The sequence below is a fragment of the Kineothrix sp. IPX-CK genome (assembly GCF_039134705.1).
GTDB lineage: Bacteria > Bacillota > Clostridia > Lachnospirales > Lachnospiraceae > Kineothrix > Kineothrix sedimenti.
The window spans coordinates 1,380,066-1,405,922 of the sequence record NZ_CP146256.1; the positions used below are offsets into that span (position 1 = coordinate 1,380,066).

23 protein-coding genes and 1 riboswitch are annotated in these 25,857 nt (G+C 45.3%); of the genes, 18 read left to right on the forward strand and 5 right to left on the reverse strand.

What is annotated here, in order from left to right; translation table 11 throughout:
- The first annotated feature begins 7 nt into the window (after positions 1-7).
- The 6 genes from V6984_RS06520 (at position 8) to ribH (ending at position 6,856) form a co-directional block, all read left to right on the forward strand.
- Positions 8-1,327 carry a sugar ABC transporter permease gene (locus V6984_RS06520; RefSeq protein WP_342758967.1) on the forward strand — a complete coding sequence of 440 codons (1,320 nt, stop codon included), beginning with the start codon at positions 8-10 and terminating at the stop codon, positions 1,325-1,327.
- Positions 1,324-2,190: a sugar ABC transporter permease gene (locus V6984_RS06525; RefSeq protein ID WP_342758968.1), complete on the forward strand. Its 867-nt coding sequence runs from the start codon at positions 1,324-1,326 to the stop codon at positions 2,188-2,190. The genes V6984_RS06520 and V6984_RS06525 overlap by 4 nt, the downstream gene beginning before the upstream one ends.
- Positions 2,191-2,248: 58 nt before the next feature.
- Positions 2,249-2,363: riboswitch (FMN riboswitch) on the forward strand.
- A gap of 529 nt (positions 2,364-2,892) precedes the next feature.
- On the forward strand, positions 2,893-4,005 hold the full coding sequence (gene ribD, locus V6984_RS06530) for a bifunctional diaminohydroxyphosphoribosylaminopyrimidine deaminase/5-amino-6-(5-phosphoribosylamino)uracil reductase RibD (RefSeq protein ID WP_342759953.1): 1,113 nt from the start codon (positions 2,893-2,895) through the stop codon (positions 4,003-4,005).
- Positions 3,990-4,619: a riboflavin synthase gene (locus tag V6984_RS06535; protein ID WP_342758969.1), complete on the forward strand. Its 630-nt coding sequence runs from the start codon at positions 3,990-3,992 to the stop codon at positions 4,617-4,619. Before ribD ends, V6984_RS06535 begins: the two co-directional genes overlap by 16 nt.
- A gap of 12 nt (positions 4,620-4,631) precedes the next feature.
- Positions 4,632-5,834, forward strand: coding sequence for a bifunctional 3,4-dihydroxy-2-butanone-4-phosphate synthase/GTP cyclohydrolase II (locus V6984_RS06540; RefSeq protein ID WP_342758970.1), 1,203 nt, complete (start codon positions 4,632-4,634; stop codon positions 5,832-5,834).
- A 557-nt stretch (positions 5,835-6,391) separates the two neighbouring features.
- On the forward strand, positions 6,392-6,856 hold the full coding sequence (ribH, locus tag V6984_RS06545; protein ID WP_342758971.1) for a 6,7-dimethyl-8-ribityllumazine synthase: 465 nt from the start codon (positions 6,392-6,394) through the stop codon (positions 6,854-6,856).
- Between the two features lie 392 nt (positions 6,857-7,248).
- Here ribH and V6984_RS06550 read toward each other — a convergent pair whose 3' ends face one another.
- The 3 genes from V6984_RS06550 to V6984_RS06560 form a co-directional block, all read right to left on the reverse strand.
- Positions 7,249-8,016, reverse strand: a complete 768-nt coding sequence (locus V6984_RS06550; RefSeq protein WP_342758972.1) for an SDR family oxidoreductase — start codon at positions 8,014-8,016, stop codon at positions 7,249-7,251.
- A 24-nt stretch (positions 8,017-8,040) separates the two neighbouring features.
- A complete protein-coding gene (locus V6984_RS06555; RefSeq protein ID WP_342758973.1) occupies positions 8,041-9,066 on the reverse strand; it encodes a zinc-dependent alcohol dehydrogenase in 1,026 nt (341 codons plus the stop codon).
- A 120-nt stretch (positions 9,067-9,186) separates the two neighbouring features.
- Positions 9,187-10,305, reverse strand: coding sequence for an ROK family transcriptional regulator (locus V6984_RS06560; RefSeq protein WP_342758974.1), 1,119 nt, complete (start codon positions 10,303-10,305; stop codon positions 9,187-9,189).
- Positions 10,306-10,579: 274 nt separating this feature from the next.
- On the opposite strand from V6984_RS06560, the gene V6984_RS06565 reads away from it, so the two are divergent.
- From V6984_RS06565 to V6984_RS06575, 3 genes are all read left to right on the forward strand, one after another.
- Positions 10,580-11,704, forward strand: coding sequence for a carbohydrate kinase family protein (locus tag V6984_RS06565; RefSeq protein WP_342758975.1), 1,125 nt, complete (start codon positions 10,580-10,582; stop codon positions 11,702-11,704).
- 61 nt (positions 11,705-11,765) lie between these two features.
- On the forward strand, positions 11,766-12,116 hold the full coding sequence (locus V6984_RS06570) for a DUF2200 domain-containing protein (protein WP_342758976.1): 351 nt from the start codon (positions 11,766-11,768) through the stop codon (positions 12,114-12,116).
- A 105-nt stretch (positions 12,117-12,221) separates the two neighbouring features.
- A complete protein-coding gene (locus V6984_RS06575) occupies positions 12,222-12,842 on the forward strand; it encodes a DUF6273 domain-containing protein (RefSeq protein WP_342758977.1) in 621 nt (206 codons plus the stop codon).
- Between the two features lie 128 nt (positions 12,843-12,970).
- Here the strand turns inward: V6984_RS06575 and V6984_RS06580 are convergent, their stop codons facing one another.
- Positions 12,971-14,167: a hypothetical protein gene (locus tag V6984_RS06580; RefSeq protein WP_342758978.1), complete on the reverse strand. Its 1,197-nt coding sequence runs from the start codon at positions 14,165-14,167 to the stop codon at positions 12,971-12,973.
- A 49-nt stretch (positions 14,168-14,216) separates the two neighbouring features.
- Complete coding sequence (locus tag V6984_RS06585; protein ID WP_342758979.1) at positions 14,217-15,200, reverse strand: aldose 1-epimerase family protein; 984 nt, start codon at positions 15,198-15,200, stop codon at positions 14,217-14,219.
- Between the two features lie 393 nt (positions 15,201-15,593).
- Between V6984_RS06585 and V6984_RS06590 the strand changes: the two genes are divergently transcribed.
- The 9 genes from V6984_RS06590 (at position 15,594) to rpiB (ending at position 25,839) form a co-directional block, all read left to right on the forward strand.
- On the forward strand, positions 15,594-16,469 hold the full coding sequence (locus V6984_RS06590; RefSeq protein WP_342758980.1) for a ketose-bisphosphate aldolase: 876 nt from the start codon (positions 15,594-15,596) through the stop codon (positions 16,467-16,469).
- A gap of 21 nt (positions 16,470-16,490) precedes the next feature.
- Positions 16,491-17,495, forward strand: a complete 1,005-nt coding sequence (locus V6984_RS06595; RefSeq protein ID WP_342758981.1) for a dihydroxyacetone kinase subunit DhaK — start codon at positions 16,491-16,493, stop codon at positions 17,493-17,495.
- Positions 17,492-18,130, forward strand: a complete 639-nt coding sequence (gene dhaL, locus V6984_RS06600; RefSeq protein WP_342758982.1) for a dihydroxyacetone kinase subunit DhaL — start codon at positions 17,492-17,494, stop codon at positions 18,128-18,130. The genes V6984_RS06595 and dhaL overlap by 4 nt, the downstream gene beginning before the upstream one ends.
- A 407-nt stretch (positions 18,131-18,537) precedes the next feature.
- On the forward strand, positions 18,538-19,863 hold the full coding sequence (locus V6984_RS06605; RefSeq protein ID WP_342758984.1) for an ADP-dependent glucokinase/phosphofructokinase: 1,326 nt from the start codon (positions 18,538-18,540) through the stop codon (positions 19,861-19,863).
- 22 nt (positions 19,864-19,885) lie between these two features.
- Positions 19,886-21,415 (forward strand): xylulokinase, encoded by a 1,530-nt coding sequence (gene xylB / locus V6984_RS06610; RefSeq protein ID WP_342758985.1) that lies wholly within the window; start codon positions 19,886-19,888, stop codon positions 21,413-21,415.
- A gap of 18 nt (positions 21,416-21,433) precedes the next feature.
- Positions 21,434-22,957: a sugar ABC transporter ATP-binding protein gene (locus tag V6984_RS06615; RefSeq protein WP_342758986.1), complete on the forward strand. Its 1,524-nt coding sequence runs from the start codon at positions 21,434-21,436 to the stop codon at positions 22,955-22,957.
- Positions 22,958-22,972: 15 nt separating this feature from the next.
- Positions 22,973-23,947, forward strand: coding sequence for an ABC transporter permease (locus V6984_RS06620; RefSeq protein WP_342758987.1), 975 nt, complete (start codon positions 22,973-22,975; stop codon positions 23,945-23,947).
- A gap of 162 nt (positions 23,948-24,109) precedes the next feature.
- Positions 24,110-25,186, forward strand: coding sequence for a substrate-binding domain-containing protein (locus V6984_RS06625; protein ID WP_342758988.1), 1,077 nt, complete (start codon positions 24,110-24,112; stop codon positions 25,184-25,186).
- Between the two features lie 197 nt (positions 25,187-25,383).
- Complete coding sequence (rpiB, locus tag V6984_RS06630; protein WP_342758989.1) at positions 25,384-25,839, forward strand: ribose 5-phosphate isomerase B; 456 nt, start codon at positions 25,384-25,386, stop codon at positions 25,837-25,839.
- Positions 25,840-25,857: the final 18 nt, after the last annotated feature.

A 25,857-nucleotide genomic window follows, 5' to 3' on the forward strand; every position in this document is an offset into this window, starting at 1 on the left:
GAAGAAAATGAAAGGGAAAATGAAGCGGGCAGCGGGCTTTTTGAGAGACAGCAGCCCGAATGTGAAGCTGTCCATCGTTATCATGGGCGGAGGTCAGTTCAAATATGGGGCCAGAGGGAAAGGCATATTATTTTTCCTGATCGAGCTAAGTGTCTTCTATTATTTCATTACCAGAGGCTTTGCAGATATTGCCGGTTTCTTCACGCTGGGAACGAGGAAAGGAGACGCCTGGCTTGGTGTTGCCGGAGATAATTCTGTAGTAATGCTTCTGATGGGAATTTTTGCATGGCTGGTACTGGCGGCATTTTTGTATCTCTATGCCATGAATATCGGCGATGTGTATCGTATGCAGAAGAGGCAGGAGCAAGGGAGAAGAATCCTCACCTTTAGGGAAGAGGTTATGCAGCTTCAGGATAAAAAGTTCTATGTAACAGTTCTGATACTGCCTGTGACGGGAGTGTTCGTATTCAACGTTCTTCCCATTATCTTTATGATTCTCATTGCATTTACCAATTACGGCGGGACAGTGGTACCTCCGGAATTGGTAGACTGGGTAGGCTTTGACAATTTTGTAAAGCTCTTATCGCTGTCGCAGTTTGCGCCTACCTTTGTAAAAATCCTCGGCTGGAATCTGTTGTGGGCTGTCGCTGCTACCGCGCTTAATTATTTTGCCGGTCTTGGGCTGGCACTTTTGCTCGAAAAGGACTGTGTGAAGGGTAAAGCGCTCTGGCGTATGTTCCCGGTATTAGCCTATGCGATTCCCGGATTTATTACGCTTATAGCTTTCAAATTCATGTTTTCTTACGGCGGGCCGATCAATCAGCTTATTACTGCGGGGGGAGGAATTGCCATAGGGTTTCTCGATCTGGACGCAAAGTGGACAGCGAGACTAATAGGAATATTGGTAAACTGTTGGATCAGTACTCCTTCCATCATGCTGCTGGCTACCGGGATTCTTTCTAACCGCGATGTCTCGCTGTACGAAGCGGCGAGAATCGACGGAGCGGGGAAGTGGAAGCAATTTTTAAGGATTACCATGCCCTTTGTGTTGTTCTCCACATTGCCGGTACTTATCGGACAGTTTGTAGGAAACTTTAATAACTTCGGCATTTTCTATTTTCTGCGGGGAGGGTTGTATTTGGATGGATATTTCCTTGCCAGCGACACGGATCTGCTGATCAACTGGCTGTATAATCTTTCTATCAATAATAACTATTATTCTCTGGGAGCAGCTATCAGTCTGGTGATTTTTGTCATTACCTCGGTCATATCGTTAACGGTCTATATAAAATCGCCATCTTACAGGGAGGAGGATACATTCCGATGAGAGCAAAGCAAAATAGAAGCAAGGTAAACCTTCTTCATTCATTGGGCAGGATATTCGATATGGGGATCACCTACATCATTTTACTGGCGGTATCCTTTCTTTTTTTCTTTCCTTGCCTGTGGCTGATTCTAGCCTCCTTTTCTGAGTCGGGAACGATTTATTCCTTTGACGGATTTTTCCCCAGGGCGTACAGTCTGGCAAGTTTTCAACGGTTATTTACGGATACTGCTATGTATAATTATCCGAGGTGGTTCACCAATACGCTGTTTATAGCGGTGGGAAGCTGTATTCTAGGTACTTTTCTCGTCATACTGACGGCCTATACGATGTCCAGGTTTGAATTCAAGGCGAGAAAGCCTATTATGAAGACGACGATGGTGCTTAGCATGTTTCCTTCTTTTATGGGAATGATAGTCGTATATTTATTGATGACCCAATTTAATTTAATCAATCATTTGTGGGGGCTGATACTCATTTACAGTGCCGGAGCGCCTATGGGGTATCTGACGCAGAAGGGATTTTTTGATACGATTCCGAGGGCCATCGATGAAGCGGCGAGAATTGACGGCGCTACTAATTTTCAAGTATTTACTAAGATTAATCTTCCGCTATCCCGGCCAATCATCGTATATACCCTGCTTACCTCTTTCACCTGGCCATGGAGCGATTTCATTCTGCCTAAGCTCCTCCTTAAGGAAAAGGACCTTTATACGGTCGCGGTAGGTCTTATGAGCCTGGATGAAACGGAATTCGCAAGGTTTGCCGCCGGAAGCGTATTCATAGCCGTACCTATCGTACTGCTTTATTTCTTTCTTGTGAAGAATATGGTGAAAGGAATGGCAGAAGGAGCTGTAAAAGGCTGATGAAGTAAAAACTGTTGACAAATAAATATCATTTTGTTATGATGTAAAACAATTAAATATGTATCTTCAGGGCGGGGTGAGATTCCCTACCGGTGGTATAGCCCACGAGCCGCAAGGCATGATTCGGTGTGATTCCGAAGCCGACAGTACAGTCTGGATGGAAGAAGATTATTGATAGCACATTTGACGTGTTTTCTTTTGTATATCAGCTCTGGAATGATTTTCATTTCAGAGCTTTTTTATGCAATAGAAAAGTGCTTTTATCGCTGCCTTGGGATTTATATGTTCAAGGCAGCGTTTTCTCTTATAGGATTAGGGAGTCAAAAGGTCCTTTTGCGAACGTCTCAAGCCAATATGCTCAAAACAAAAAGACTCCTGCGCCGAATTCCAATATATAAGAAGTTCTAATTCTCAGTCTATTAGCGCCAAACATACCAGAAAACAAAAAACTCGCTTCGCTCAAACAGTTTTGTTTTCTGTTATGGCACAAATATCCAGAGAAAGAACTTCTAAATATTTACATAGGCGCAATCGTTCTTTTTGTTTTGGTCATATTGACCAGAATGTATTTATAAAGGACCTTTTGACACCCTAATCCTTATAGGAAAGTACGTCCTATAAGATTCGGGCAGGATGTGCAGCTGCGCATACAGAATAAAAATTATGCAGCCGGGGGCCATGGAAAGGAGTGGGACTGGTAATATGACGGATGAAAGGTTTATGGAAATAGCGCTTGCACTTGCCAAAAAGGGAATGGGACGAGTAAATCCGAATCCCATGGTAGGAGCTGTTATTGCAAAGGAAGGGAAGCTTATCGGACAGGGTTTTCACGAAAGATACGGAGGCCCTCATGCGGAGAGAAACGCACTTAGAAACTGCAAGGAAAATCCGGAGGGGGCGGTCTTATATGTTACCTTGGAGCCCTGCTGTCATTACGGCAAGACGCCGCCATGTACGGGGGCGATTATAAAAAGCGGAATTAAGAAAGTAGTTACCGCATGTTCAGATCCTAATCCCGAAGTGGCAGGTAAGGGCATCGATACGCTGCGGACGGCAGGAATAGAAGTGGTGACTGGTATACTGAGGGAAGAATGCGAGAGGCTGAATGAGGTGTTCTTTCACTGCATACAAAAAAATACCCCCTTCGTCGTTATGAAATACGCTATGACCATGGATGGAAAAATAGCTGTGGCATGCGGAGATTCCAAATGGATAACGGGAGAAGAGGCGAGGGAAAATGTCCATCTGGACAGGGGACGCTATTCTTCCATCATGGTTGGGGTAAGGACGGTAATTAAGGATAATCCTCTTCTCACCTGCCGTATGAGCGGAGGCAGAAATCCCATACGAATTGTGTGCGATACCAATTTGTACACACCTCTCGAAGCCGCCGTCGTGGAGTTAGCAGGGAAGGCAGGGCAGGGGAAGACAATTATAGCCACTTCCTGCAAGGATAAAGAGAAACAAGAGAAATTCAAGCAGCGGGGCTGCGAAATCATAGTGCTTCCGAAGGAGAATGGACATATTGATCTAAAGCTTTTGATGAAGGAACTTTGGGCGCGGGGAATCGACAGCGTTTTCCTAGAGGGAGGAGGAACTCTTAATTTTTCTGCCCTGCAAGAAGGAATTGTAAATAAGATACAAACCTATATAGCGCCTAAGATATTAGGGGGAGAAAAAGCGAAAACCCCGGTTGAGGGCATGGGAGTCGAGCGGATGGCGGACTGCATAAGGCTGAAAAATCAAAGGATTACTAGGTTTGGCGAGGATTTTCTGATAGAAAGCGAGGTGGATGATACATGTTTACCGGGATAATAGAAGAGACGGGGAAGGTTATGGGCATAAAGAAAGGAAACCGGGCGGCTTTTTTGACTATTGGGTGCAATGAGATATCGAAGGATTTGAAAGCAGGTGATAGTGTAGCCGTAAATGGGGTCTGTCTGACCGCGGCATGGGTGGAAACTAACAGATTCGGTGCGGATGTAATGAATGAAACCCTTTCCCGTTCTGTTATAGGAAGCTTGCGGGTGGGATGTCTTGTAAATCTGGAACGGGCGATGGCGGCGGGAAGCAGATTCGGGGGCCATATAGTTACCGGGCATATCGACGGTGTGGGAAAAGTAGCCTCTGTGAGAAAGGACGGCATAGCCCTTTTGTATAAAATAGCTGCACCGCCCAATATTATGCGTTATATCGTACACAAAGGATCGATAGCCATAGACGGCGTGAGCCTGACGGTGACGGTGGTTTCCAGCAGCAGTTTCTGTGTATCGGTAATTCCTCATACGGCAAAAGAAACCACACTTCTGGAAAAGGGTGCAGGTTCCGCTGTAAATTTGGAAAACGATGTGATAGGAAAGTACGTTGAAAAATTTGTGCAGGGAGAAAATAAAATAACCGGGCAATTTTTAACTCAGAATGGATTTTAGGAGGAATAGGCTATGTTTGAATTCAATGAGACATCAGAAGCGTTAGAGGCACTGAAAAGGGGAGAGATTATTCTTGTCACAGATGATGAGAACCGGGAGAATGAAGGAGATTTTATCTGCGCGGCGCAGTTTGCCACCACGGAGAATATTAATTTTATGGCAGTTCACGGAAAAGGACTTATCTGCATGCCCATGAGTGCAGATATCTGTGAGAGGTTACAGCTTCCGCAGATGGTAAGTGACAATACGGATAACCATGCTACGGCGTTTACCGTGTCCATCGATCATGTGGATACTGTTACGGGTATATCGGCAAAGGAAAGGAGTATTACCGCCCTTAAAGTTGTGGAAGAGGAGGCAAAACCGGAGGACTTTCGCCGTCCCGGTCATATGTTCCCTCTTCTGGCTAAAAAAAACGGCGTGCTGGACCGGGGCGGGCATACCGAGGCAACGGTGGACTTGATGCGGCTTGCAGGCCTGAAAGAGTGTGGTCTGTGCTGTGAAATTATGGCAGAAGATGGACATATGATGAGAACGCCGGAGCTTATAGAGCTCGCGCGCAGATGGAAGCTGAAGTTCATTACGATTAAAGCCTTGCAGGATTATCGCAAAAAGTTCGATCATTTGGTGGAATGCGTTGCAAGTCCATTTCTACCGACCGTCTATGGGGATTTCAGAGCTTATGGATATAGGAATAAACTAAACGGAGAGCATCATGTTGCCCTTGTGAAAGGAGAGATGGGAAATGGAAAAGATGTGCTTTGCAGGGTGCATTCGGAATGTTTGACCGGAGATGCATTTCATTCGCTGCGCTGTGACTGCGGTGAGCAGCTGATGCAGTCCATGAAACTGATAGAAAAAGAAGGAAGGGGTGTCCTCCTTTACATGCGTCAGGAGGGAAGAGGCATCGGACTTCTTAATAAATTGCGGGCTTATGAGCTGCAAAGCGAGGGACTGGATACGGCAGAGGCTAATCTGGCGCTGGGCTTTGCGGAGGATATGCGGGAGTATTATATCGGGGCGCAGATACTTCGGGATTTGGGTGTGAGGACTTTAAGGCTTTTGACAAATAATCCTGACAAGGTATATCAGCTTTCGGACTACGGAATAGAAATTACGGAGCGTGTGCCAATCGAGGCGGAGGCGAATGAGCATGATGCGGAGTATTTGCGGACGAAGAGAGATAGGATGGGGCATTATTTGAATTTTAAATAGGGGGGGTGAGAGGGGAGGTTGTGGGGGTTTTATGTGGGGAGGTGGGGTTGTGAGGGCCTTTCTTCGGCGGATTGGGGTTCTGTTCCGGCGCTCGCGGCTGAATTTTCTAAATGAAAACGTTGATGTGTCGGTTGCGGACGGGCCGGCAGCGATGCACATCCATGTGCAGCGCTGCCTAAACGCCGCATCCGTGCGGCGTTTTCCCTGGGTGTCGGGGTTTTCATTAAGAAAATGCAAGCCGCTCACTGACGGACCAGCCCCCCAATCCGCCGAAGAAAGGCCCGGCCAAGGTTACGAAATTGTACATAAAATTCGCGAAGGTTACGAATTTCTCAGGTGTGGTTTTTATTTAAAATTGAAATATGCAGAGAGGAGAAAGAGATAAAAGATAAATAGAGTAAGAACTTAGGAAGAGGCAATGGAGGATGATTTACTTCAGTGAGAAACCACTAAGATAGATGATGATAGGATAAAATGGCACAGATATAGAACAAGACAATAGAAAAATTAAAGTAAGAAATAGAAAAATAAAAAAGCAAAAATAGGAGAATGTGATTATGAAGACTTATGAAGGACAGCTAGTAGCAAAAGGGATCAGAGTTGGAATTGTGGCGGCTCGGTTTAATGAGTTTATTACTGCCAAGCTGCTCGGCGGTGCGATGGATGGGCTGCTTCGACATGAAGTGAAGGAGGAAGATATTGAAGTGGCGTGGGTACCGGGAGCCTTTGAGATTCCGTTGGTGGCTGCGTCTATGGCCAACAGCGGGAAATATGATGCGGTAATTTGTTTGGGAGCAGTTATTCGAGGAAGCACATCGCATTATGATTATGTATGCAGCGAGGTTTCCAAAGGAATCGCCAGCGCGTCACTGAGCAGCGGTATTCCGGTAATGTTTGGCGTACTTACCACTGAAAATATCGAGCAGGCAATAGAAAGAGCCGGAACAAAGGCCGGCAATAAAGGATTTGACTGTGCTGTGGGAGCCATCGAAATGGTAAACCTCATGAAAAACATGGTATAAATTGAAGTGCAGTTTGACCAGGTGCAGTCCAGTTCAATCCGCTAAATGCACCTAACTCTCATTCGTAGCGTAGTGGGAGACTGGGGGGGCGGCATTGGGGTTGGGGCCGTTTAGTAAGCGGCTGATATTTTCTTAATGAAACCCTCACAACCAAGGGAAAACGCTGCACGGATGCGGCGTTTAGGCAGCATCGTACATGGATGTACGCTGCTGCTGACCCGTTCGGCTCCAACACACTAACGGTTTCATTTAGAAAATACAGCCGCGCACGGCAGGATCCAACCCCAATGCCGCCCCCCCCAGTCTCTCGCAACCCTACAACCCAACAAAAAACTAATCCCCCGAATCAACACATGATTCAGGGGATTTTAGAAGAATAATAGAGAAGACGATTAAATGCATGTATAGGCGCCGTCAACGATAATATCGCTTCCTGTCGTATAACCGGAAGCATCGCTGGCAAGGTAGAGAACGGCCGGAATCAGTTCCTCCGGGGTTCCCATACGGTGCATCGGCATCAACGGAGTCCAGGCATCCTTTAATTCCTGAGGCGTATCCACGGACATCGGCGTTGCGATATAGCCGGGGCTAAGACTGTTGACGCGGATACCTTCTAACGCCCATTCTGCGGCGAGAGAACGTGTCATATGGATAACGGCAGCCTTAGAAGCGTTGTAGGAGCACTGCCACTGAGGAATGTTCACTATGCTTCCAGACATAGATGCCATATTGATAATGCTGCCATTAATGTGATTATCTATCATGATCTTACCTACTGCACGGCAAACGATGAATTCACCGGTCAGATTGCAGTCGATTACCTGACGGAATTCTTCGATTGTTGCTTCGAAGGTGCCTTGGTGCATGCATATTCCGGCGTTATTGAAGACAATGTCGATAGAACCGGAACGCTTCATAATTTCGGCGAGAGCAGCATCTACCTGTTCCTCCTTCGTAACGTCGCAGGCTATGAAATAAGCCTTTCCGCCAGCTTTTATAATGGAATCAATGGTTTCATCGGCTCCGCTTCTTCCAAGTACCACGACCTCCGCTCCGGCTTTTGCCAATCCTTCTGCTACCACCTGACCGATTCCGCGGCCTCCGCCGGTTACGATAGCTACTTTACCATTTAATCCAAAAAGCTCGTCTAAGTATGACATAATATTTTTTCCCTTTCTAAGAAATTATTCTTGTACATTAATAATAACCTTCATAGTTGTTTCCTGATTTGCGTCTATATATTTATAGGCATCCAAATAGTCTTTGAAGGCGAAATGTTTCGAAATAAGAGGAGCCAAATGCACCTTATCCTCATCTGTCAGGCGGATAGCGTCTATATAGTCCTCGTTTCGGTACATCATAGTGCTCTTGATATCCAGCTCATGGTCGTTGGCAACGGCCAAATCCACAGTAGCCATTCCTGCAAAGACCGCTACGAGGATAATCGTGCTTCCCTTGCGAGCGTATTTGATTGCCTGACCCATGGTGATGTTGTTGCCTGCGCAGTCGTATATGATATCTGCTTTATCGGGACCAAAGGCTTTCAGGATCTCATCGCCAAGGTCTGCCGTCTTCGTATTAATGCAGTGGTCGATGCCGCACTCCGACGCTTTTTGCAGACGGTAATCGCTGATGTCCGTTATCATGACGCTCTTTGCACCGAAGCCCTTGGCCGTCTGAGCCACCAGGTTGCCGATAGGACCGGCTCCTAATACGACGATGTTAAGTCCATTCACATCGCCCGCCTGCTTAACAGCGTGAACCGCCACAGAGAGAGGCTCAATCATAGCACCTTCATCAAAGGACATAGCTTCAGGAAGGAGAGTCACCTTAGAAGCATCCACGGCGAAAAAGTGAGAAGCGACTCCCGTAGTCTGGAAGCCCATAACCTTTAATTCCTCGCACAAGTTGTATTTCCCGTGGGTGCAGGGATAGCATTTACCGCATACTACCTGCGGCTGAATAGTTACCTTTTGACCTACCTTGAAGGAATCCACTTTTGCGCCGAGAGCGGCGATCTCCCCGGATACCTCGTGACCTTGCGTAACGGGGTAGGAGGTAAAAGGATGTTTGCCGTGGTAAACGTGAATGTCCGAACCGCATACACCAATCTTCATAATTTTTATGAGAACATCATTATCTCCGAGGGTCGGAATCGGAATTTCACGGAATTCAATGACACCCGGATTGGTCATAACCTGCTGTAACATAATTGCACCTCTTTCTCGTATGAAACAACTTAATTAAAATACTTTACTAAAGTGATTTAATTATCATACAAAAAAGAGGTTTTGTCAAGGGCAACAGTAGAAAAAAAGAAAAATATTTTATTAGTTTAATTTTGAGAAAAACTGATTGGTAAAGTGCATAGCAATGCCGACCCCTGCCGCATTCTGCTGGAAACGGCACGGATGAAGGAAGCTGTTGTCCTGCTCGAAAAGAAGATATTCCTGCATGTTGTCCCACAGCTCGGGAAGGTACGGCTCGATGTAGCTGCCTACATAGCCGCCGAGAATGATGTCGCAGTCGAAGGTGAGGTGCAAGTTGGATGCGATGATTGCCAAATATTTCAGATAATGGCTCCAAGCAATCTGAATCTCAGCATCGCCTTCCTGCAGCCTTTTGAAAAAGGTGTTCAAGTTTCCCTTGGTGTAATTCGCCAGAATCTTGGCGGAGCAATAAGCGTCGGCACAGCCGCATTTGCCGCAGTAGCACTGTTTTCCGTCCGGTTCGATCAGCATATGCCCGAATTCGCCGCTTCGAAAGTGATTGCCGTAATACAGCTCGTTATTTAAGAAAATAGCACCGCCTACGGAATTGCTTAAGGAGAGGTAAAGCATATTGTTATGAAAATATTTCAGCTCAGCCATTGCTGCGCATACGGCATCGTTTTCAAAGCATACGGGATAAGGTATATGCTTTGCCAAAGAGTTCAGATCGATGTCTTTTAAATATAAAACGTGGGATATTACCAAGCGGTTCTCAGAGCTGATGACGATGCCCGGAATAGAAATACCCACGCCCAGAATCTTGCTCTGGGGTACTCCTGAATCCCAGATGAACTGCGTAAGCTTTTTGGCCAGCGTAGCGTAATAGCGCTCCGCATGGTGAAAGACGAGGCGGATGCGCAGAGTGTCGATGATATGAGCTTTCATGTCGATGATGACGAAGGAAATATGGTTTGCAGTAATTTCAATACCTACGGAGTAGTGCAGCGTCTCGACGACGGAGAGGGTCTTAGCCTTGCGTCCTCCTGTAGATTCATATTCCCCGGCCTCTTGAATGATACCCTGATTGGTTAAGTCCTTCACGCATTGCAGCGTGGTAGGCATGCTTAGGTTTAATGCGGAAGCGATTTCGTTCTTGGAGGTCTCCTCCTGTTCCAAGATATACTTGGCAACGCGCACGATACTGCATTCCGGTTTGTCGCTTTGATTCAATCGTTTCATGGTAGGGCCTGCTTTCTTTTATGGCATAATATAATAAATACTGTGACGTTGTCTTATGATAACGTGTTGGAGCTCATATAACAATTATACATGAAAATTAAATTTCTGCCAGTAGCTAATAGAAAGACAAACTGGGGATTGTAAAAAATTAAAAAAATGTTATAGTGTAGGCAAGGGAAAAATGAGAAGGTGACTAAAAAAAGTAAGAAGACAGCAAGTTTGGTGTAATAAATCACCAAAAGGTAAGGCAGACATGCGAGAAAGGATGAAAAGTATGCAGAAAAAAACATTGGAGGCTGTGGTTGCAGGATTGACGTGTCTTGACTTCACGCCGGTATTCATTACGCCAGAGGTGGAGGAAATCGGACAGATATTGATTCCGTCCAAAACGGTATTTATGGGAAATGCGGATATCCACGCAGGAGGATGTGTATCCAATACCGGACTTGCCATGTGTAAGTTCGGAGTCAATGCGAGGCTGATGGGCAAGGTTGGAGACGACGATTTGGGGAAAATAGTGCTGCAGCAATACTCCAACTATACGACTACGGAAAATATGATTATTTCGCAGGAGGAAGGGACCGCCTATTCCGTTGTGCTGGCGCCGGCCGGAATCGATAGGATATTCCTCCACTATCCGGGTGGGAATGACACTTTCGGGCCGGAGGATATCGATTATGAATTAGTGGAAAAAGCGAAGTTGTTCCATTTCGGTTATCCCCCTGCCATGTACCGGATGTATAAGGAGGACGGCAGGGAACTAATAGAAATTTTTGAGAGGGTAAAACAGTTGAACGTTATCACTTCCTTGGATACCTGCGGAATCGATGAGCGGGCAGAAGTGGGACAAGCCGATTGGCAGAAGATATTAAAAGGAGTGATACCTTATCTGGATATTTTCGTACCAAGTGCTGAGGAATTGTGCTACATGCTGGACAAAGACCGTTTCAAGGAGTGGAAGCAAAGGGCGGGAGGAAAAGATATGGCCTCCGTGCTGCATACCTCGGATGTGAAGCCTTTGGCAGATACACTCTTAAGCTGGGGTGCGAAGATAATTCTGATAAAATGCGGCAGTGCCGGACTTTATTTCGCCACCAATACGCAGGAGGTTCTTGACGGCATCGGCGAAGATTTTCTTTCCATGGTAAACGGATGGGGCGGTGTAAGCCACTTCACGAAAAGCTTCAAGCCTCGGAAGGTGCTCTCCGCTACCGGTGCAGGAGATACGTGTATCGCGGCGTTTTTGACTGCCATACTGAAAGGGTATCCGTGGGAAAAATGCGTGGATTTCGCGGCGGCTTCTGGTGCATCCTGCGTGGAAACCTATGACGCCCTGGGCGGACTTTTATCCTTCGAGGAGCTGGAGCAGAAGATAGAGGCTGGCTGGGAGAGAAATTAATAAATGTAATTTTATGATGATAAAATGTGGAAATTTTATAAGGGGAAAGGAGAATATCGAAATGGAGAGAGAACGCTTTTTTGCAATGCCTTTTTCAAGAATCTATCCGCTTTATATACAAAAAGCAGAGAGAAAAGGGAGAACAAAAGATGAAGTAAATGAAATCATTTATTGGCTTACCGGTTATGATGAACATTCATTACAGCAGCAAATAGATAGTGAAGTAAATTTAGAAACGTTCTTTAGACAAGCCCCCTCTATTAATCCGAATGCTTCGCTCATTAAAGGCACTATTTGCGGACATCGGGTGGAAGAAATAGAAGATGAATTAATGCGGCAAATCCGATATTTGGACAAATTAATTGATGAGTTGGCGAAAGGTAAGACAATGGAGAAGATATTAAGAAAATAAATGCTATCAGATAAGCCGATAAATATAGATTTATATTGTCAAGGAATTGTTACAGAACGAGGGTAATTTTGCAATGGTGATATACTTATTACGAGGAGTAAGAGAATGAGGGAGTTTAATATCGGCTCAATCGTGCCATTTGGCGGTTATCAGTGGCGCATTCTTGATATACAAGGCAATGCGGCGTTGATTATAACTGAATACATAATCGAACAACATCCCTATAATAATTGTGCCGGTGATGTGACATGGGCTGACTGCTCGCTAAGAAAATATCTTAACGCTGAGTTTTATAACAAATTCACCGCGGCCGAACAGTCAAGAATCATTCCGGTATTGAACAAAAACCACGACAATCAGTGGTACGGCTCGAGAGGCGGAGAAGATACTCGGGATTACATATTTCTTCTGAGCATTGAAGAAGTAGTGTGCAAATATTTCGGTGACAGCAGTAAAAACCTTGAAAACCGCAGCGCCAAACAACGATACTGGTTTCAAAGAAAAGATAAAAACAACAACAAGCGAAGAGCGACATTCGATGGGTATGTATGGTGGTGGTGGCTTCGGTCGTCCGGGCGGGACAATAGAAGAGCCGTATATATCCACGGCGACGGCAATATAGGCATTCAGGGAAACGGCACCTTCCGCTACAGCAGCAACACGATTCATCCTTCAACAGGTGATAACAGCGGCGGAGTACGTCCCGTTTTGTGGCTGAGTATTTGATTTGAATTAAGGTTTTTGAAGAAATTTATAGCGAAATTGAAATAGCTTCTTGATTTTTCCAAACCAAGAAGCTATAAGTAAACAATCCGGCTCCGGAATATTATGTATTCCGGAGCTTTTTATTGATCTTAAACGGTAGCAGGAACTTCTTTGTTGTTGTTTGCGAAGTTCTGTAAGATAACGAGAGGCTCGTAAGCGCCGGTATTGGTAATTGTAATACCCTTGTCTGCAGCCGCTTCTGATACGAAGAACTCGTCTCCGGATATATCCTCGAATCTAAGAAGCTCGGGAGCCGCGCATTCATAAGTGCCGAAAGTGCCGTGTCCCTGAACGACCAGGGCTGTATAGCAAGCAGCGTCCTTAACCACTACGGAAGCCTTGGGAGCAACGGTGATTTCTTTTGCAGCCACCCATTCGTTGGCGTAAGCCACCCATTTTTCACTAAGACCTTCCTGATTAGTTTCGCGTACCTTAGGAGCGCGGAAATATTTTTCCTTGTAGTCAGAGCGGGTACTTTCTTCCCAGTCGATCTGGCTGAATAAAGCGTCAATATTGTCCTTTTCGGATTCCGGCTGACAGTCAGTCAGAAGGTTATGAGGGTTAACCTCACCCATGGTGACATTTTCCATAATGGTATTAACGTCGCTGTTCCACTGGGGCTCAAAGGTTACGAGAGAAGCGGGGGCGTGGATAACGCCGGCAGCCGTATACCAGCCGGTACCGAGCTGAATACGATAAGCGCGGGAAAGCTCTGTGATACGTGTATCCTTCTTATCGTAGTTACGCAGACATTCTTTCACTTCTTCTTTCGTAGTGGACGGATCGAAACCAAAGTAGGTCAGCGGGAAACGTCCCAGATAGGAAGAGTTGTACTGAACCGGGAAGTAATAAGCTTCCGGCTTGCCATGCATACCGATGCGGTTTGCCATTTCCTCGGTCAGGTGAAGATGGTGGAATAACGGCTTGTCGTAGTCATATAATTTGGCAAATGTCGGCCATGTGCCGTATCTTGCCTGAAGGCTTTCGCCGATCAAGTCCGCGCCAAGTTCCTCCACACAGTCCTTAAATAATATTTTTTCTCCGGTTTCATCGTCATAGACGAAGCTCATGCCTTCAGTAGCTCCGGTCTTGGGACCGTTTAATGCTACCGTGGTGGAACCCAGCCAGCGCTCGCAGATACCGCCGCGATCCATGCCGAAAGCGTAATAATCGTCGGGATGCAATCTCAGACGATGTCCCGGCTCATTGAAGCCGCGGGGAACCCATGTGGGAGCCAGATGAAAAACTCCTTTTCCTTGTTCAAATACTTTTCTTACCTTACTCATTGTTGGTACCTCCTTAAGTGTTATATGATTTATTGGTAACAGATCAGCTTTATTTGGTCCTGAATAAACGAAGCTCTGCAGCATATTTCTTGGACTGTCCGGGAGCTAAATACTGAAGCTGTTTCTTTTCCCCGATGGCATTTCGGCCGTCAAGCTTATTGGTGCAGGGTTCAATTCCTAAGACGTAATCGTATTCTCCCATCATTTTCCATTCGGTAAACTCAGGGAAAACCGAGGTGTCGAAAGATAACTCCAGGCCTTTTCCGATGGATTCGTTGCTGACTTTCACCTTCGCGGTTTTCTCGGCGAACATATGATAATAGCATTGTTCCACGAAATTAGGAACGGGCTTTAACATCTTATTCCAAGTATCGAGGTCCTCCGCAGCTCTGTCATCCCTCGGGATTACCTCGTTAGAGTTGATTTCCAGCTTTGTCGTCTCATCCAAGAGGGGATAGCCTACATTTATATGATAGAGAAGCATAACGGCTTCTTCTGCGGAACCCTCGTTAGTTACGGTATCCTCGATGGAGATGAGATTATCCGTAAGACCAACGGTTATGGTACGGGTAAGGGTCAGTTTGGCACCGAAAATCGTGTGGTCACGCATGGTTGCGTGAATACGGATGGCCTCTTCGTCGGTCTCATAATAAATGTGATCCGCAGGTATATTTCCGATGGTGCCATGAAGCCCGTGAAGCTTGCCGTTGTCCTCGTTTGGTCCGCCGATATTCTGGAGTCCGCATGTGGTAATCAAGCCGCAGTTAAAAGATTTCAGGAAGCCAAAGCCATCGCGTCCCTCCTGAAAATACTGAGGGCTTACATTGCCGGAGGGGGAAGTGTAGTTCATCCGCGAACCGTCGAAGTAAAGCTCTGAAATGTCACAACAGCGGTCAGCGCAGACGGTCATGTCGATTCCCAGTCCGTTACGAATGCGAAGTAGATGCATACCGTCTCCTTTTCCTCCCAGAAGCCGATATTCCTCCACACCGGATAACTGAAGAGGATGTCCGATGTATTTGTTTTTACTCATAGTTAAGTTGCTCTCCTTTCCTTTTCCTTATTCTCTTTTTGATTTCTGACTTTTCTTTTCGTTTTAATATTGAACTAATATTAGTATTTATGTTTAATAAAAAAATATTAGGGAAAGATATGAAAGAAATGTGTCAGCTAAGGTTTTGTAATCCCATTGTAGTATTAAACAAATGAAAAATCAAGAAATAAAATTTCATTTCGAGCACTAAATTTGGATAAAAAGCATGAAAATAGTGAAAAAGCACGAAAAAATAACAAAAAATGAGAAAAAAAATTTCATAAAGCGTTGACAGAAAGAAAAGCAAGGGGTATGATGTTTGCAAAAGTACTTTATAAAAGTGCTGGTAAAGATTATGACAATGCTGCATAAATCAAAGGAGGAAAAAACAATATGTTACTTAACATGAATGAGCTATTAAAGGTTGCAAACGAGCACAATTTTGCCGTACCTGCATTTAACATCGGTACAGGCCAGATTTTAAACGGTGTAATGGATACTTGCGAAAAATTGCAGGCACCGGTTATCCTGGCGATTCATCCGTCTGAATTGGAATTCCAGGGAGACAGCTTCCTGCAAATGTGCATCGATCGCGCCAATAAATCGAAGGTGCCGGTATGTATCCACTTGGACCACAGCGGTTGGGAACCCATCGTACGCGCTATCCGCGCAGGTTTCACTTCGGTTATGATCGACGCGTCCCATCTTCCCTTCGAAGAGAACATAGCGGCTACCAAAAAGGTATGTGAGCTGGCTCATCCTCTCGGAGTTTCGGTAGAAGGCGAGCTTGGAACTATCGGAACCACGGATGGAGATACGGAAGGCGGTACTGATGAGATCATCTATACAAAGCCTGAGGATGCAGTTCGTTTCGTAGAAGAAACAGGATGCGATACATTGGCAATCGCTATCGGAACGGCACACGGCATTTATCCTGAAGGAATGAAACCGGAACTTAAGCAGGATCTTCTCTCCGAAATCAAGAGCAAGGTATCTGTTCCTCTAGTGCTTCACGGCGGCTCCGGAAATAAAGATTCCGAAATTGCAGAAGCAGTAAAACGCGGCGTTAATAAAATAAATATTTCTTCTGATATTAAGGATGCTTTCTATCAGAGACTTCGTATCACTCTTCAGGACAAGAAAGTACGTGAGCCCTTCGAGCTGTATCCGGAAAGTGTAAAGGCTATGCAGGAAGTATGCGAGCAGAAAATCAAATTGTTTAATGATGATGATAAGGTAAAATACTACGAACTGTCTAAGATGATTTAATATGAGTTGAGGATGGATGACATGAAAAAAATATTAAACCGAAGCGGCGACATTGTAACACAAAGTATACAAGGCTTTCTGGCTGCCTACGATAAATATTTCGAGGCTGTTCCGGAAACGAACTGCCTTGTCTATAAGAATAGAAGAAAAGGGAAGGTTTCCCTGGTCATTGGCGGCGGCAGCGGGCATGAGCCATTGTTTTCCGGATTTGTAGGAAAAGGGCTGGCGGACGCGTCTGCTAACGGCAATATATTCGCATCTCCCAATCCGCAGGTAATTACTGAGACTGCGAAAGCGGTGGATGAAGGCAAGGGCGTTTTGTTTATCTATGGAAATTATGAAGGAGACAACCTGAATTTCGATATGGCCGAAGAAATGTGCGGCTTTGAGGATATAAAGACTGCACATGTACGTGTGTGGGATGATTGTGCATCCGCCCCGAAGGAAAGAATCGAAGACCGCAGAGGTATTGCGGGCGATATCTACGTGATCAAGGTTGCGGGAGCTGCCTGCGATGCCGGCCTTTCCTTAGAAGAAGTGCTGCGTGTGACCGAGAAGGCGAGAGACAATATCAACACCATCGGTCTCGCTACATCGCCCGGCTCCATTCCCGGACTTAACAAGCCAACCTTCGAATTAGGCGAGGATGAAATTGAGTTCGGAATGGGAATGCACGGAGAGCCTGGAATTGAGAGAACTACTATGAAGCCTGTGGATGAGTTAGTGGACCGCATGTATGATGAGCTGAAGAGGGAAATGTCTCTTAATTCTGACGACGAAGTAGCTGTTCTCGTAAACGGCTTAGGTTCCACCACACTTGTGGAACTCAATACGGTATATTATGAACTGGATAAGCATTTAAAGAGTGAGGGAATAAAGGTTCATGACGCGGAGATAAAAAGCTGGTGTACCTGTCAGGAAATGGGCGGATTCTCCATTACTATCTTAAGGTTGGACGAGGAACTGAAAAAATATTATGATGCTTCTTGTTGTTCCCCCTATTACGCGAGGGAGGCTTTGATATGAAAAGTATTAATGTAGAAACCTGCAAGCAAATGGTTATAGCGGCCTGCGATGCGATTATCGACAACAAAGAATACCTCACGGAGGTAGACAGTAAGATCGGAGACGGCGACCATGGAATCGGAATGTCCGGCGGCATGGAAAAAGCAAAAGCCGCACTTTTGGCAAGAGATGATTTTGCGACGATTAACGATGTATTCAAAACAACGGGACTGCAGATGCTCAATTCCATGGGCGGTGCGTCCGGCGTTATATTCGGTTCGATGTTCCTTGGAGGTATTAAGGATCTGGAACCGGTGACGGAGTTAGACGGAGAGCTGTTCTCTAAGATGATAAGCAGTGCTGTCAAAACAATCAAGCTTCGCGGAAAAGCGGAAATCGGCGACAAAACAATGGTGGATGCATTAGAACCCGCAGCGGCAGCGCTTGAAAGAGCAGACAAGGAAGATCTGACCCTCCTCATGGGGGATGCAGCTATGGCGGCAGCCGGAGGAGTGGAAGCTACAAAGGATATGGTGGCGAAATTCGGCAGAGCAAAATCCTTAATGGAGCGTGCCATCGGATTTCAGGATGCCGGAGCGACTTCCGTAATGATCATATTCGAAGCCATGCACAGGTATTTGCAGGCGCAGGAATAGTTCTCAGGCAGAATGTGAACAAAAAAAGAACAAATTATGAATAAAATATAAATAAAGTAAGAATAATTATTGAAGAAAAGAGTCTGGATTTTAATTTCATCCATTCTCTTTTTTTCATCCAAAATCGACTTATTTTTAAATATGTACAAAATAAACAAAAAACGATTCAAAAATGCGGATAAAACACAGTGTCAAATGTGTAAAGTATACAACAATCATAAAAACTTTCATGAAAAAATATATTTTTTCATGAAATATATTGACAAAACTCTAGATTATATGTATACTTCTATTAAATTCTTAATAAAAGTGAAACGCGAAAATGACATGGAAAATGGAGCGGAAAAAGCAGTATATATTCCGTCCGGACGGTAAAGAATTATCAGGTAGAAGGATGTGTTTAAAAGATGTCATATGTAGATAAATACCGGCAATACCTCGAAGAAAGTACATCCCTTGCAGCATACAGCAAAAAAGAGGGAAAGGCACCTGTATTCGCATATACGAGCAATTTAGATGTGGTGTTGGTCTGGGATTCGAAAATATACAATGAAATATTGGATACTTATTTAAAAGAAGAGCCTTATGTCAAAGAAGGTGATGTCATGGATACATTAGAAGACTTTGCCCGTATCAGCAGTTTTTATCTTATGCAGGGACTGGGCGGCAACTTCGACATTACGGATATCGCGGTGTGCGATTATCTGAATGAAATGTTTGTATCCGAATTTGCCTTGGGAGGCACCTGCGCACAGGCAGCAGCAGCCATAGGAACGATGGGATTCCCTGTTAACGTTCATTTGACAGATGCTTGCAGGAAAGTATCTGAGATGATGGATCACGAAGGAACGACGATCATCGAAGGGAATAAAAAAGTGCCTATCATGAAGGGAACGTCCATGGAGGAGCCGGTGTACCATTTTATTCTCCAGTTCAACAAGGGTGATAGAATACGGATCTTAGGGCGGGAAATAGAAATACCTCTGTCCAACCGTTTGATACTTTTCTACGATACGGTACACAAGGAAGTTCCTATTAAGAAAGAGTTTCTGGATTACTGGAACCAAGAGGAGCAGTCGCCTTCTTCCTATTTAATATCCGGCTTTGATGCGATTATAGATTCAGGTATCATGGAGAAGCGTCTGCAGGAGCTTAAGCCTCATTTGGAAACGATGCGTAAGAAACATCCGGAGACGGTGATTTATTTCGAAGGAGCCTTCTATATGAACCCGAAGGTAAAGGAGCAGGCTTCGGATACATTCGGCAGATACGCTCATATCATCGGAATGAACGAAGAAGAACTGGAGCAGCAGGCAAAGCGGTTCGGATACGAAATAGACACCCAGACTATAGAAGATGTATTAAAGGGACTGGAAGTAATTCTTTCCAAGTATCCGGTAAAGGGAATTATTCTGCATACGAAGGATTACGCCATGTATTACGGTGATGAGCTTAAGGGCGTGGATATCGAAAAAGGTCTGACTATGGGAAATATCATGTCGGCTACAAGAGCGAGAATCGGCAGATACGGGAATCCGCAGGAATGCGAAGAAACTTTATCGCTGGCCCTCAGCCAAAGAGGACTTCAGTTTGCTGAAGCGGCTATGCAGCAGGATTCGGAGCGCACGATCAAGGTGGTTCCTTCCAGATATTTGGAGCATCCCAAGTATACGATAGGCTTGGGCGACACGTTTACTGCAGGAGTACACACCTGCTTTATTCAAAGAAAATAGAGACGGTGAGGAGGAATGCACAGTGTCATATTTAATGGGAATTGATCTAGGAACCTCCAGTCTGAAAGTATTGATAATAGATGAAAAAGGTGCGGTAAAGGCAGTCTGTGCAAGAGATTACCAATTCTCCTCTCCTTATAACGGATATGCGGAGCACGACCCGAGACATTGGTGGGAAGCCTGCGTTTCGGCTATACGGGAAGCTATTCCCAAAAGTGGTGTAAAACCGGAGGAAATAGCGGGAGTAAGCTTTTCGGGGCAAATGCATGGAGCTGTTATGCTGGACGAAAAAAAGGAAATCATACGTCCTGCCATACTTCATTGTGATGCCAGATCTTCCAGACAGGTGAAGTACATGAAGGACACTCTTGGGGAAACGAGGTTGAAGGAGCTTGTCATGAATCCTATTTACTCGGGGTTCCTGCTCCCATCCTTATTATGGGTAAGGGAAAACGAGCCTGAAAATTATAAGCGGGTGCGTTATGTGTGCCTCCCCAAGGATTATATAAAATTTAAGCTTACCGGGGAAATTACTTCCGATTATTCGGATGCCTCCGCAACGCTCGCTTTCGATATTAGAAATGGAAGCTGGTCGAAGGATATTTTGGACATTTTTTCCGTTCCAATAGAGATTTTTCCGCCTTGCCTTAATACCGATGAGGCGGCGGGAAGAATCAGCGGGGAGGCCGCAAGACAAACAGGACTGTCCGTGAAAACGATAGTATCGGCAGGCGGCGGAGATCAGGTAATGCAGGGAATCGGAAACGGAATTACATTCGCAGGAGGTTCTTCCGTAAATATAGGAACCAGCGGACAGGTGTCTTTCCAAAGCGATATACCGATTTTAAACCCTAAGCTTTCCACCAATACTTTCTGTGGTTATAAAAAAGGCAGATGGATTACCATGGGAGCCATCATGAATGCAGGAATATCTTTAAAATGGTGCAACAAGCTGTTAGGACAGACAGATTATAAGAAAATAGACGAAGCGGTGAGCCGGGTAGTGCCGGGAAGTAACGGTGTCATATTTCTTCCTTATTTAAATGGAGAGAGAACCCCTCACTTGAATCCCGATATCAGCGGCGAATTCGTAGGAGTAAATATCAATACGGGGCCGATAGAGCTGACAAGAGCTGTGATGGAAGGGGTTTCCTACGCGCTGATGCAGTGTATCGAGCTGTGCGGCGAACTGGGACTTAAGACCAAGGACTATATGGTAGCCTCCGGAGGAGGTGCGAGAAGCGCTCCGTGGTTACAGATGCAGGCAGATATTTATAACATACCCTTAAGGGTCATGGAGACTGAGGAACAAGCTAGTTTAGGTGCAGCGATTGCGGCGGGAGTAGGAGCCGGAGTCTTTAAGGATATAGAGGAAGGGTGCAAAAGAACCGTCCATTATAAAGATATGGAGGTAATCCCAGACGCTGCCAGACACCGTATTTATGAAGAATATTACGGATTGTTCAAAGAGATATATAAGACGAGCGGCCATGTGTTGGAAAAGGTCACTCTGCTGGGGAGAAGAATTGAAAAAGAAAACTTGTTTGAATGAAAAATGGAGGTGAAAGCGTTGGAAAAGAACACAGACGGTAAGAATGAGTATATTTTACAATGCGAAGGTATCAGCAAGGCGTTCGGAGGAACACAGGCGCTTAAAGATGTTCAGCTGTACGTGAAACCGGGAGAGGTACATGCTCTGATGGGAGAAAACGGTGCAGGTAAATCTACGCTCATGAAAATTGTAATCGGTCTTCATAAGCAGGACAAAGGGACCATTACCTTCGAAGGGCAGCCCTATCAGGTGAAAGGGCCGGTAGACGCTATTAACGCAGGAATTGCGATGATTCATCAGGAATTGAATCCGGAGCCGCATCTGTCCATCGCGGACAGTATCTTCCTTAAAAGAGAGGATACAGTAGGTAAGTTTTTCCTTAATAAGAAAAAACAGAACGAAAGAGCGGGAGAAATATTAAAGCAGTTTGATTTCCCTTACGGACCAAAGACATTAATCAAGGAACTGACGCTGGCTCAGGTTCAGATGGTGGAGATCATCAAGGCAGTATCCTCGGATGCGAGAATGATTATCATGGATGAGCCTACATCTTCTTTGGACAGCGAAGAGACAGATCACTTGTTTCGTGTTATCAGAGAACTAAAGGCGAAAGGTGTGGCGATTATCTATATTTCACACCGTATGGAAGAAATTTTCAAGATATGTGATACCGTATCGGTATTCCGGGACGGAATGTATATTACATCCGCTCCACTGTCTGAAATATCCAGAGATGAACTGATCTCAAAGATGGTAGGACGTAAGGTGGAGAATGTATTTCCCAAGGTGGACTGCAAGATCGGCGATGTCGTATTCAAAGCGGAAAACTTGAGCGGAAAAGGTTTTAAGGATATTAATTTTGAGGTACATGCAGGCGAAATATTAGGGATTTCAGGATTGGTAGGCTCAGGACGAAGCGAGACGATGAGAGCAATATTCGGGCTGGACCCCATAGACAGCGGTAAGATGTATCTGGAAGGCAAGGAAATCAAGAATAAAAATCCCCGGTCAGCCATTAACAAAGGAATTTGTATGGTAAATGAGGATAGAAAAAATTACGGTTTATGTCTGCTGCGTTCCCTGAGGGAAAACATCTCACTGCCCAATCTGCCAAAAAAGCAGAAAGGCCTTTTGATCAATCAAAGGCGGGAAATAAAGGAATGTGAAGAAGTAGCTAAGCAGCTTACCGTAAAAGCAGCCAGCATAGAGCATGACGCCTTTTCGCTAAGCGGTGGAAACCAGCAGAAAGTAGTAATTGCGAAATGGATTATGGCAAATCCCAAGCTTCTTATTTTGGATGAGCCTACCAGAGGTGTGGATGTCGGAGCGAAATCGGAAATCCATTCTCTTATGTGCCAGTTTGCTGCCAAAGGTATGGCGATTATAATGATTTCTTCGGAATTACCGGAGATTATGGGTATGAGTGACCGTATCCTCGTTTACCATGAAGGAACGATAAACGGAGCGGTTACCAGAGAGGAAATCTTAAATTCATCAGCGACGGAAGAAGTTATTTTAGCCAAGGCTTTCGGCGGTAAATAGAGGAGGATAGAAAAAATGATAGGAAAAATTAAAGCAAAGAGTATGAATAACGATAATTTAAGAATGTTCATGGGAAAGTACGGAATCGGTCTCGTCCTGCTTCTGATGATGGTAGTGATCGGTATTATGGAGCCGACATTCGCTACTTCCAAGAACTTTATGAACGTAGCTACTCAGGTAGCCATTAACGGTATGATTTCCTACGGTATGTGTCTTGCGATCACGACCGGTGGTATCGACCTGGCGGTCGGTGCCCAATTAGCCCTGACGAGCTGTGTACTGGGCGTTACGATTACCAACAGTGGAATGAACGTTTGGACGGCGTGTGGAGTTGCGCTTTTAGTAGCTACATTTTTCGGTTTTTTGAACGGCTTTTTAATCGCTAAATTTAACATGTTCCCTTTCGTTGTAACCTTATCCACACAGTTGATCATCCGTGGTTTGTCTCAGGTTATCAGCGGCGGTAAAGCGATTTCCCTTACTAGCGATGCCTTCAAAGGCATTTATTCCGATAAGTTTTTAGGAATGCCGATTCCGATCGTTATCTTAATTGTAATTTCGATAATTATGTATCTTTTGCTTCACTGGACCAAGTTCGGACGTTATATCTTCGCGGTAGGCGGCAATGTAAACGCTGCAATCGCTTCCGGCGTCAGCGAATTCTGGACGAAGGTCGGTGTATATACGGTCAGCGGGTTTTTGGCGGGCGTTGCGGCAATTATCTTTACCGCAAAGACGGGCTCCGCACAATCCAATATCGGTGTAGGTTATGAAACGGATGCGGTTGCGGCCTGCGTACTCGGAGGTACATCCTTCGCAGGTGGTATAGCAACGATTCCCGGAGTACTTATGGGTATCTTCATCATCGGTTTTATCTATAACGGCATGAACCTGATCGGGGTGTCTTCCTATTACCAATCGATTGTAAAAGGCTGCGTTATCATTGGTGCCGTACTGCTCGATATGGTAATGAATAAAAGGAACCGATAAGGGGTAATATTTTACCGACACAAAAAATCAATCTAGGTGATAACTTTTAGGTATCTTTTTATGAATGGGTGGATTACACTCGCAGAAAATGCAATACCCGAAAGTATTACAATATTTAATTAGCACTGATGGATTCATAAGAAAAAGGAGGAAATATTTATTATGATGAAAAAAGTATTAGCAATCACGATGGCAATCACAATGACCTTCGGCCTGATGGCATGCGGCAGCACTAAAACAGAAACAGCTGAGCCCGCAGCTCCGGCAGAAACGACAACAGAGGAAACGACAGAAGCAGCAACCGATACGGAAACAACAGCAGAAGATGCAGTAGAAGAAGTTGCTGCAGGCGCTGATGTGAACGGCGATGGTAAAGTAATTGTGGGATATATCTCCAAGAACTTAACAGACCCTTTCCACGCACCGATCAATGAGTATGCGGAAAAGACCTTGAACCAGCTTAAGAGCGACGGTGTTATCGATGACTGGACCGGAATCCTTGATGGTGAAACAGACCCTAACAAGCAGATCGACCGTGCTGACGAATGTATTACAAAAGGCTGTGATGCAGTTATTGTCCTTCCGGCTGAGTCAGAAGCATCCGATCCTGCAATAACAAAGCTTGCAGATGCAGGTATTAACGTAATCGTTGTTAATTCAAAGACGACAAGCACAGATGAAAGAGCACTTGCATTCTGCGGTTCCAATGACGTAGAAGCAGGCAAGATGCTTGGTGACTGGGTTGTTCAGAATGTTCCTGACGGCGGAAAATATATCCACTGCACAGGTATCCTTGGAAACTCTGCACAGATCGACCGTGGAGCAGGCCTTGCGGAAGTTATGGCTGCTAATCCTCAGTTCGAAATGGTAGGCGAGCCCGATACACAGTGGTCCGGTGATAAGGCAGCAAACGCTACGACAGACGCTATTGCACAGTATGGCGATGAATTAGTAGCAGTTATCTGCGATAATGACGATATGTCATCCGCAGCACAGCGTGCAGCTAACGATGCAGGCAGAAGCGACATCATCTGCGTAGGTGTAGATGGAAACCAGAACCCGTTACAGATGGTTAAAGACGGCGACTTAGGCGCTACCATACTTCAGGACGGCGTTGGCCAGGTTGCTGCTGGTATCAATGTTATTACAGCGTTAATCAATGGCGAAGACTTTGATCCCGCACCGGTTATTCCTTTTGTACTCGTTACGAAAGATAACGTAGATGAATATTTGCAATAACAAATTATAATTTTCCGAAAAGTGCTGATTAAAATATTGAGTTTGTAATGAAGGGAGGAGTTTGGATGGATAGTCCGGCTCCTCTTGTTTCTCTTATAGGAAGGAGCTCCTATAAGAGAAAAGCCCTACGGGCAGGATGCGCAGATGCGCGCGCGGAACAAAAATGAAAATTTTAATAAAAAGGAAGGAAAAGGAAGATGAAAATAGCAATAGGATGCGATGAGGCGGCATACGCTTTGAAAGTAGAGATTATGAAGCATTTAGAAGATATAGGAGTGGAATACGATGATTTCGGTGCGAACAAAGGAGAAGTAGTGCTTTATCCTGATGTGGCAAAGAGTGTTGCCGAGGCGGTGGCCGACGGTAAATACGAAAGAGGAATCCTCGTATGCGGTACGGGAATCGGGATGGCGATTACGGCGAATAAGGTACCCGGAATCAGGGCGGCGGTATGTCATGATCCATTCTCCACAGAGCGTTCCAGAAAGAGCAATGACGCACAGATCATGTGCATGGGCGAGCGTGTCATCGGTGTAGAGCTGGCAAAATATTTGGTGGATATCTGGTTGAAGTGCGACTTTGCAGGCGGCGGCTCAAAGCCGAAGGTGGACAGGATTATGGAAGTAGAGCAGTCCTATCTGGCCAGGAAATAGAAGGCCGGCAGGAACGAG

Bases quoted from the DNA above. Each gene is read 5' to 3' on its own strand.
- V6984_RS06605 (WP_342758984.1), top strand. From the start codon at position 18,538: ATGTCATATGTAGATAAATACCGGCAATACCTCGAAGAAAGTACATCC.
- V6984_RS06525 (WP_342758968.1), top strand. From the start codon at position 1,324: ATGAGAGCAAAGCAAAATAGAAGCAAGGTAAACCTTCTTCATTCATTG.
- V6984_RS06625 (WP_342758988.1), top strand. From the start codon at position 24,110: ATGATGAAAAAAGTATTAGCAATCACGATGGCAATCACAATGACCTTC.
- V6984_RS06590 (WP_342758980.1), top strand. From the start codon at position 15,594: ATGTTACTTAACATGAATGAGCTATTAAAGGTTGCAAACGAGCACAAT.
- V6984_RS06585 (WP_342758979.1), bottom strand. From the start codon at position 15,200: ATGAGTAAAAACAAATACATCGGACATCCTCTTCAGTTATCCGGTGTG.
- V6984_RS06560 (WP_342758974.1), bottom strand. From the start codon at position 10,305: ATGAAACGATTGAATCAAAGCGACAAACCGGAATGCAGTATCGTGCGC.
- V6984_RS06565 (WP_342758975.1), top strand. From the start codon at position 10,580: ATGCAGAAAAAAACATTGGAGGCTGTGGTTGCAGGATTGACGTGTCTT.
- V6984_RS06535 (WP_342758969.1), top strand. From the start codon at position 3,990: ATGTTTACCGGGATAATAGAAGAGACGGGGAAGGTTATGGGCATAAAG.
- ribH (WP_342758971.1), top strand. From the start codon at position 6,392: ATGAAGACTTATGAAGGACAGCTAGTAGCAAAAGGGATCAGAGTTGGA.
- V6984_RS06540 (WP_342758970.1), top strand. From the start codon at position 4,632: ATGTTTGAATTCAATGAGACATCAGAAGCGTTAGAGGCACTGAAAAGG.
- V6984_RS06620 (WP_342758987.1), top strand. From the start codon at position 22,973: ATGATAGGAAAAATTAAAGCAAAGAGTATGAATAACGATAATTTAAGA.
- V6984_RS06575 (WP_342758977.1), top strand. From the start codon at position 12,222: ATGAGGGAGTTTAATATCGGCTCAATCGTGCCATTTGGCGGTTATCAG.
- dhaL (WP_342758982.1), top strand. From the start codon at position 17,492: ATGAAAAGTATTAATGTAGAAACCTGCAAGCAAATGGTTATAGCGGCC.
- rpiB (WP_342758989.1), top strand. From the start codon at position 25,384: ATGAAAATAGCAATAGGATGCGATGAGGCGGCATACGCTTTGAAAGTA.
- V6984_RS06550 (WP_342758972.1), bottom strand. From the start codon at position 8,016: ATGTCATACTTAGACGAGCTTTTTGGATTAAATGGTAAAGTAGCTATC.
- V6984_RS06580 (WP_342758978.1), bottom strand. From the start codon at position 14,167: ATGAGTAAGGTAAGAAAAGTATTTGAACAAGGAAAAGGAGTTTTTCAT.
- V6984_RS06520 (WP_342758967.1), top strand. From the start codon at position 8: ATGAAAGGGAAAATGAAGCGGGCAGCGGGCTTTTTGAGAGACAGCAGC.
- V6984_RS06555 (WP_342758973.1), bottom strand. From the start codon at position 9,066: ATGTTACAGCAGGTTATGACCAATCCGGGTGTCATTGAATTCCGTGAA.
- ribD (WP_342759953.1), top strand. From the start codon at position 2,893: ATGACGGATGAAAGGTTTATGGAAATAGCGCTTGCACTTGCCAAAAAG.
- V6984_RS06570 (WP_342758976.1), top strand. From the start codon at position 11,766: ATGGAGAGAGAACGCTTTTTTGCAATGCCTTTTTCAAGAATCTATCCG.
- V6984_RS06595 (WP_342758981.1), top strand. From the start codon at position 16,491: ATGAAAAAAATATTAAACCGAAGCGGCGACATTGTAACACAAAGTATA.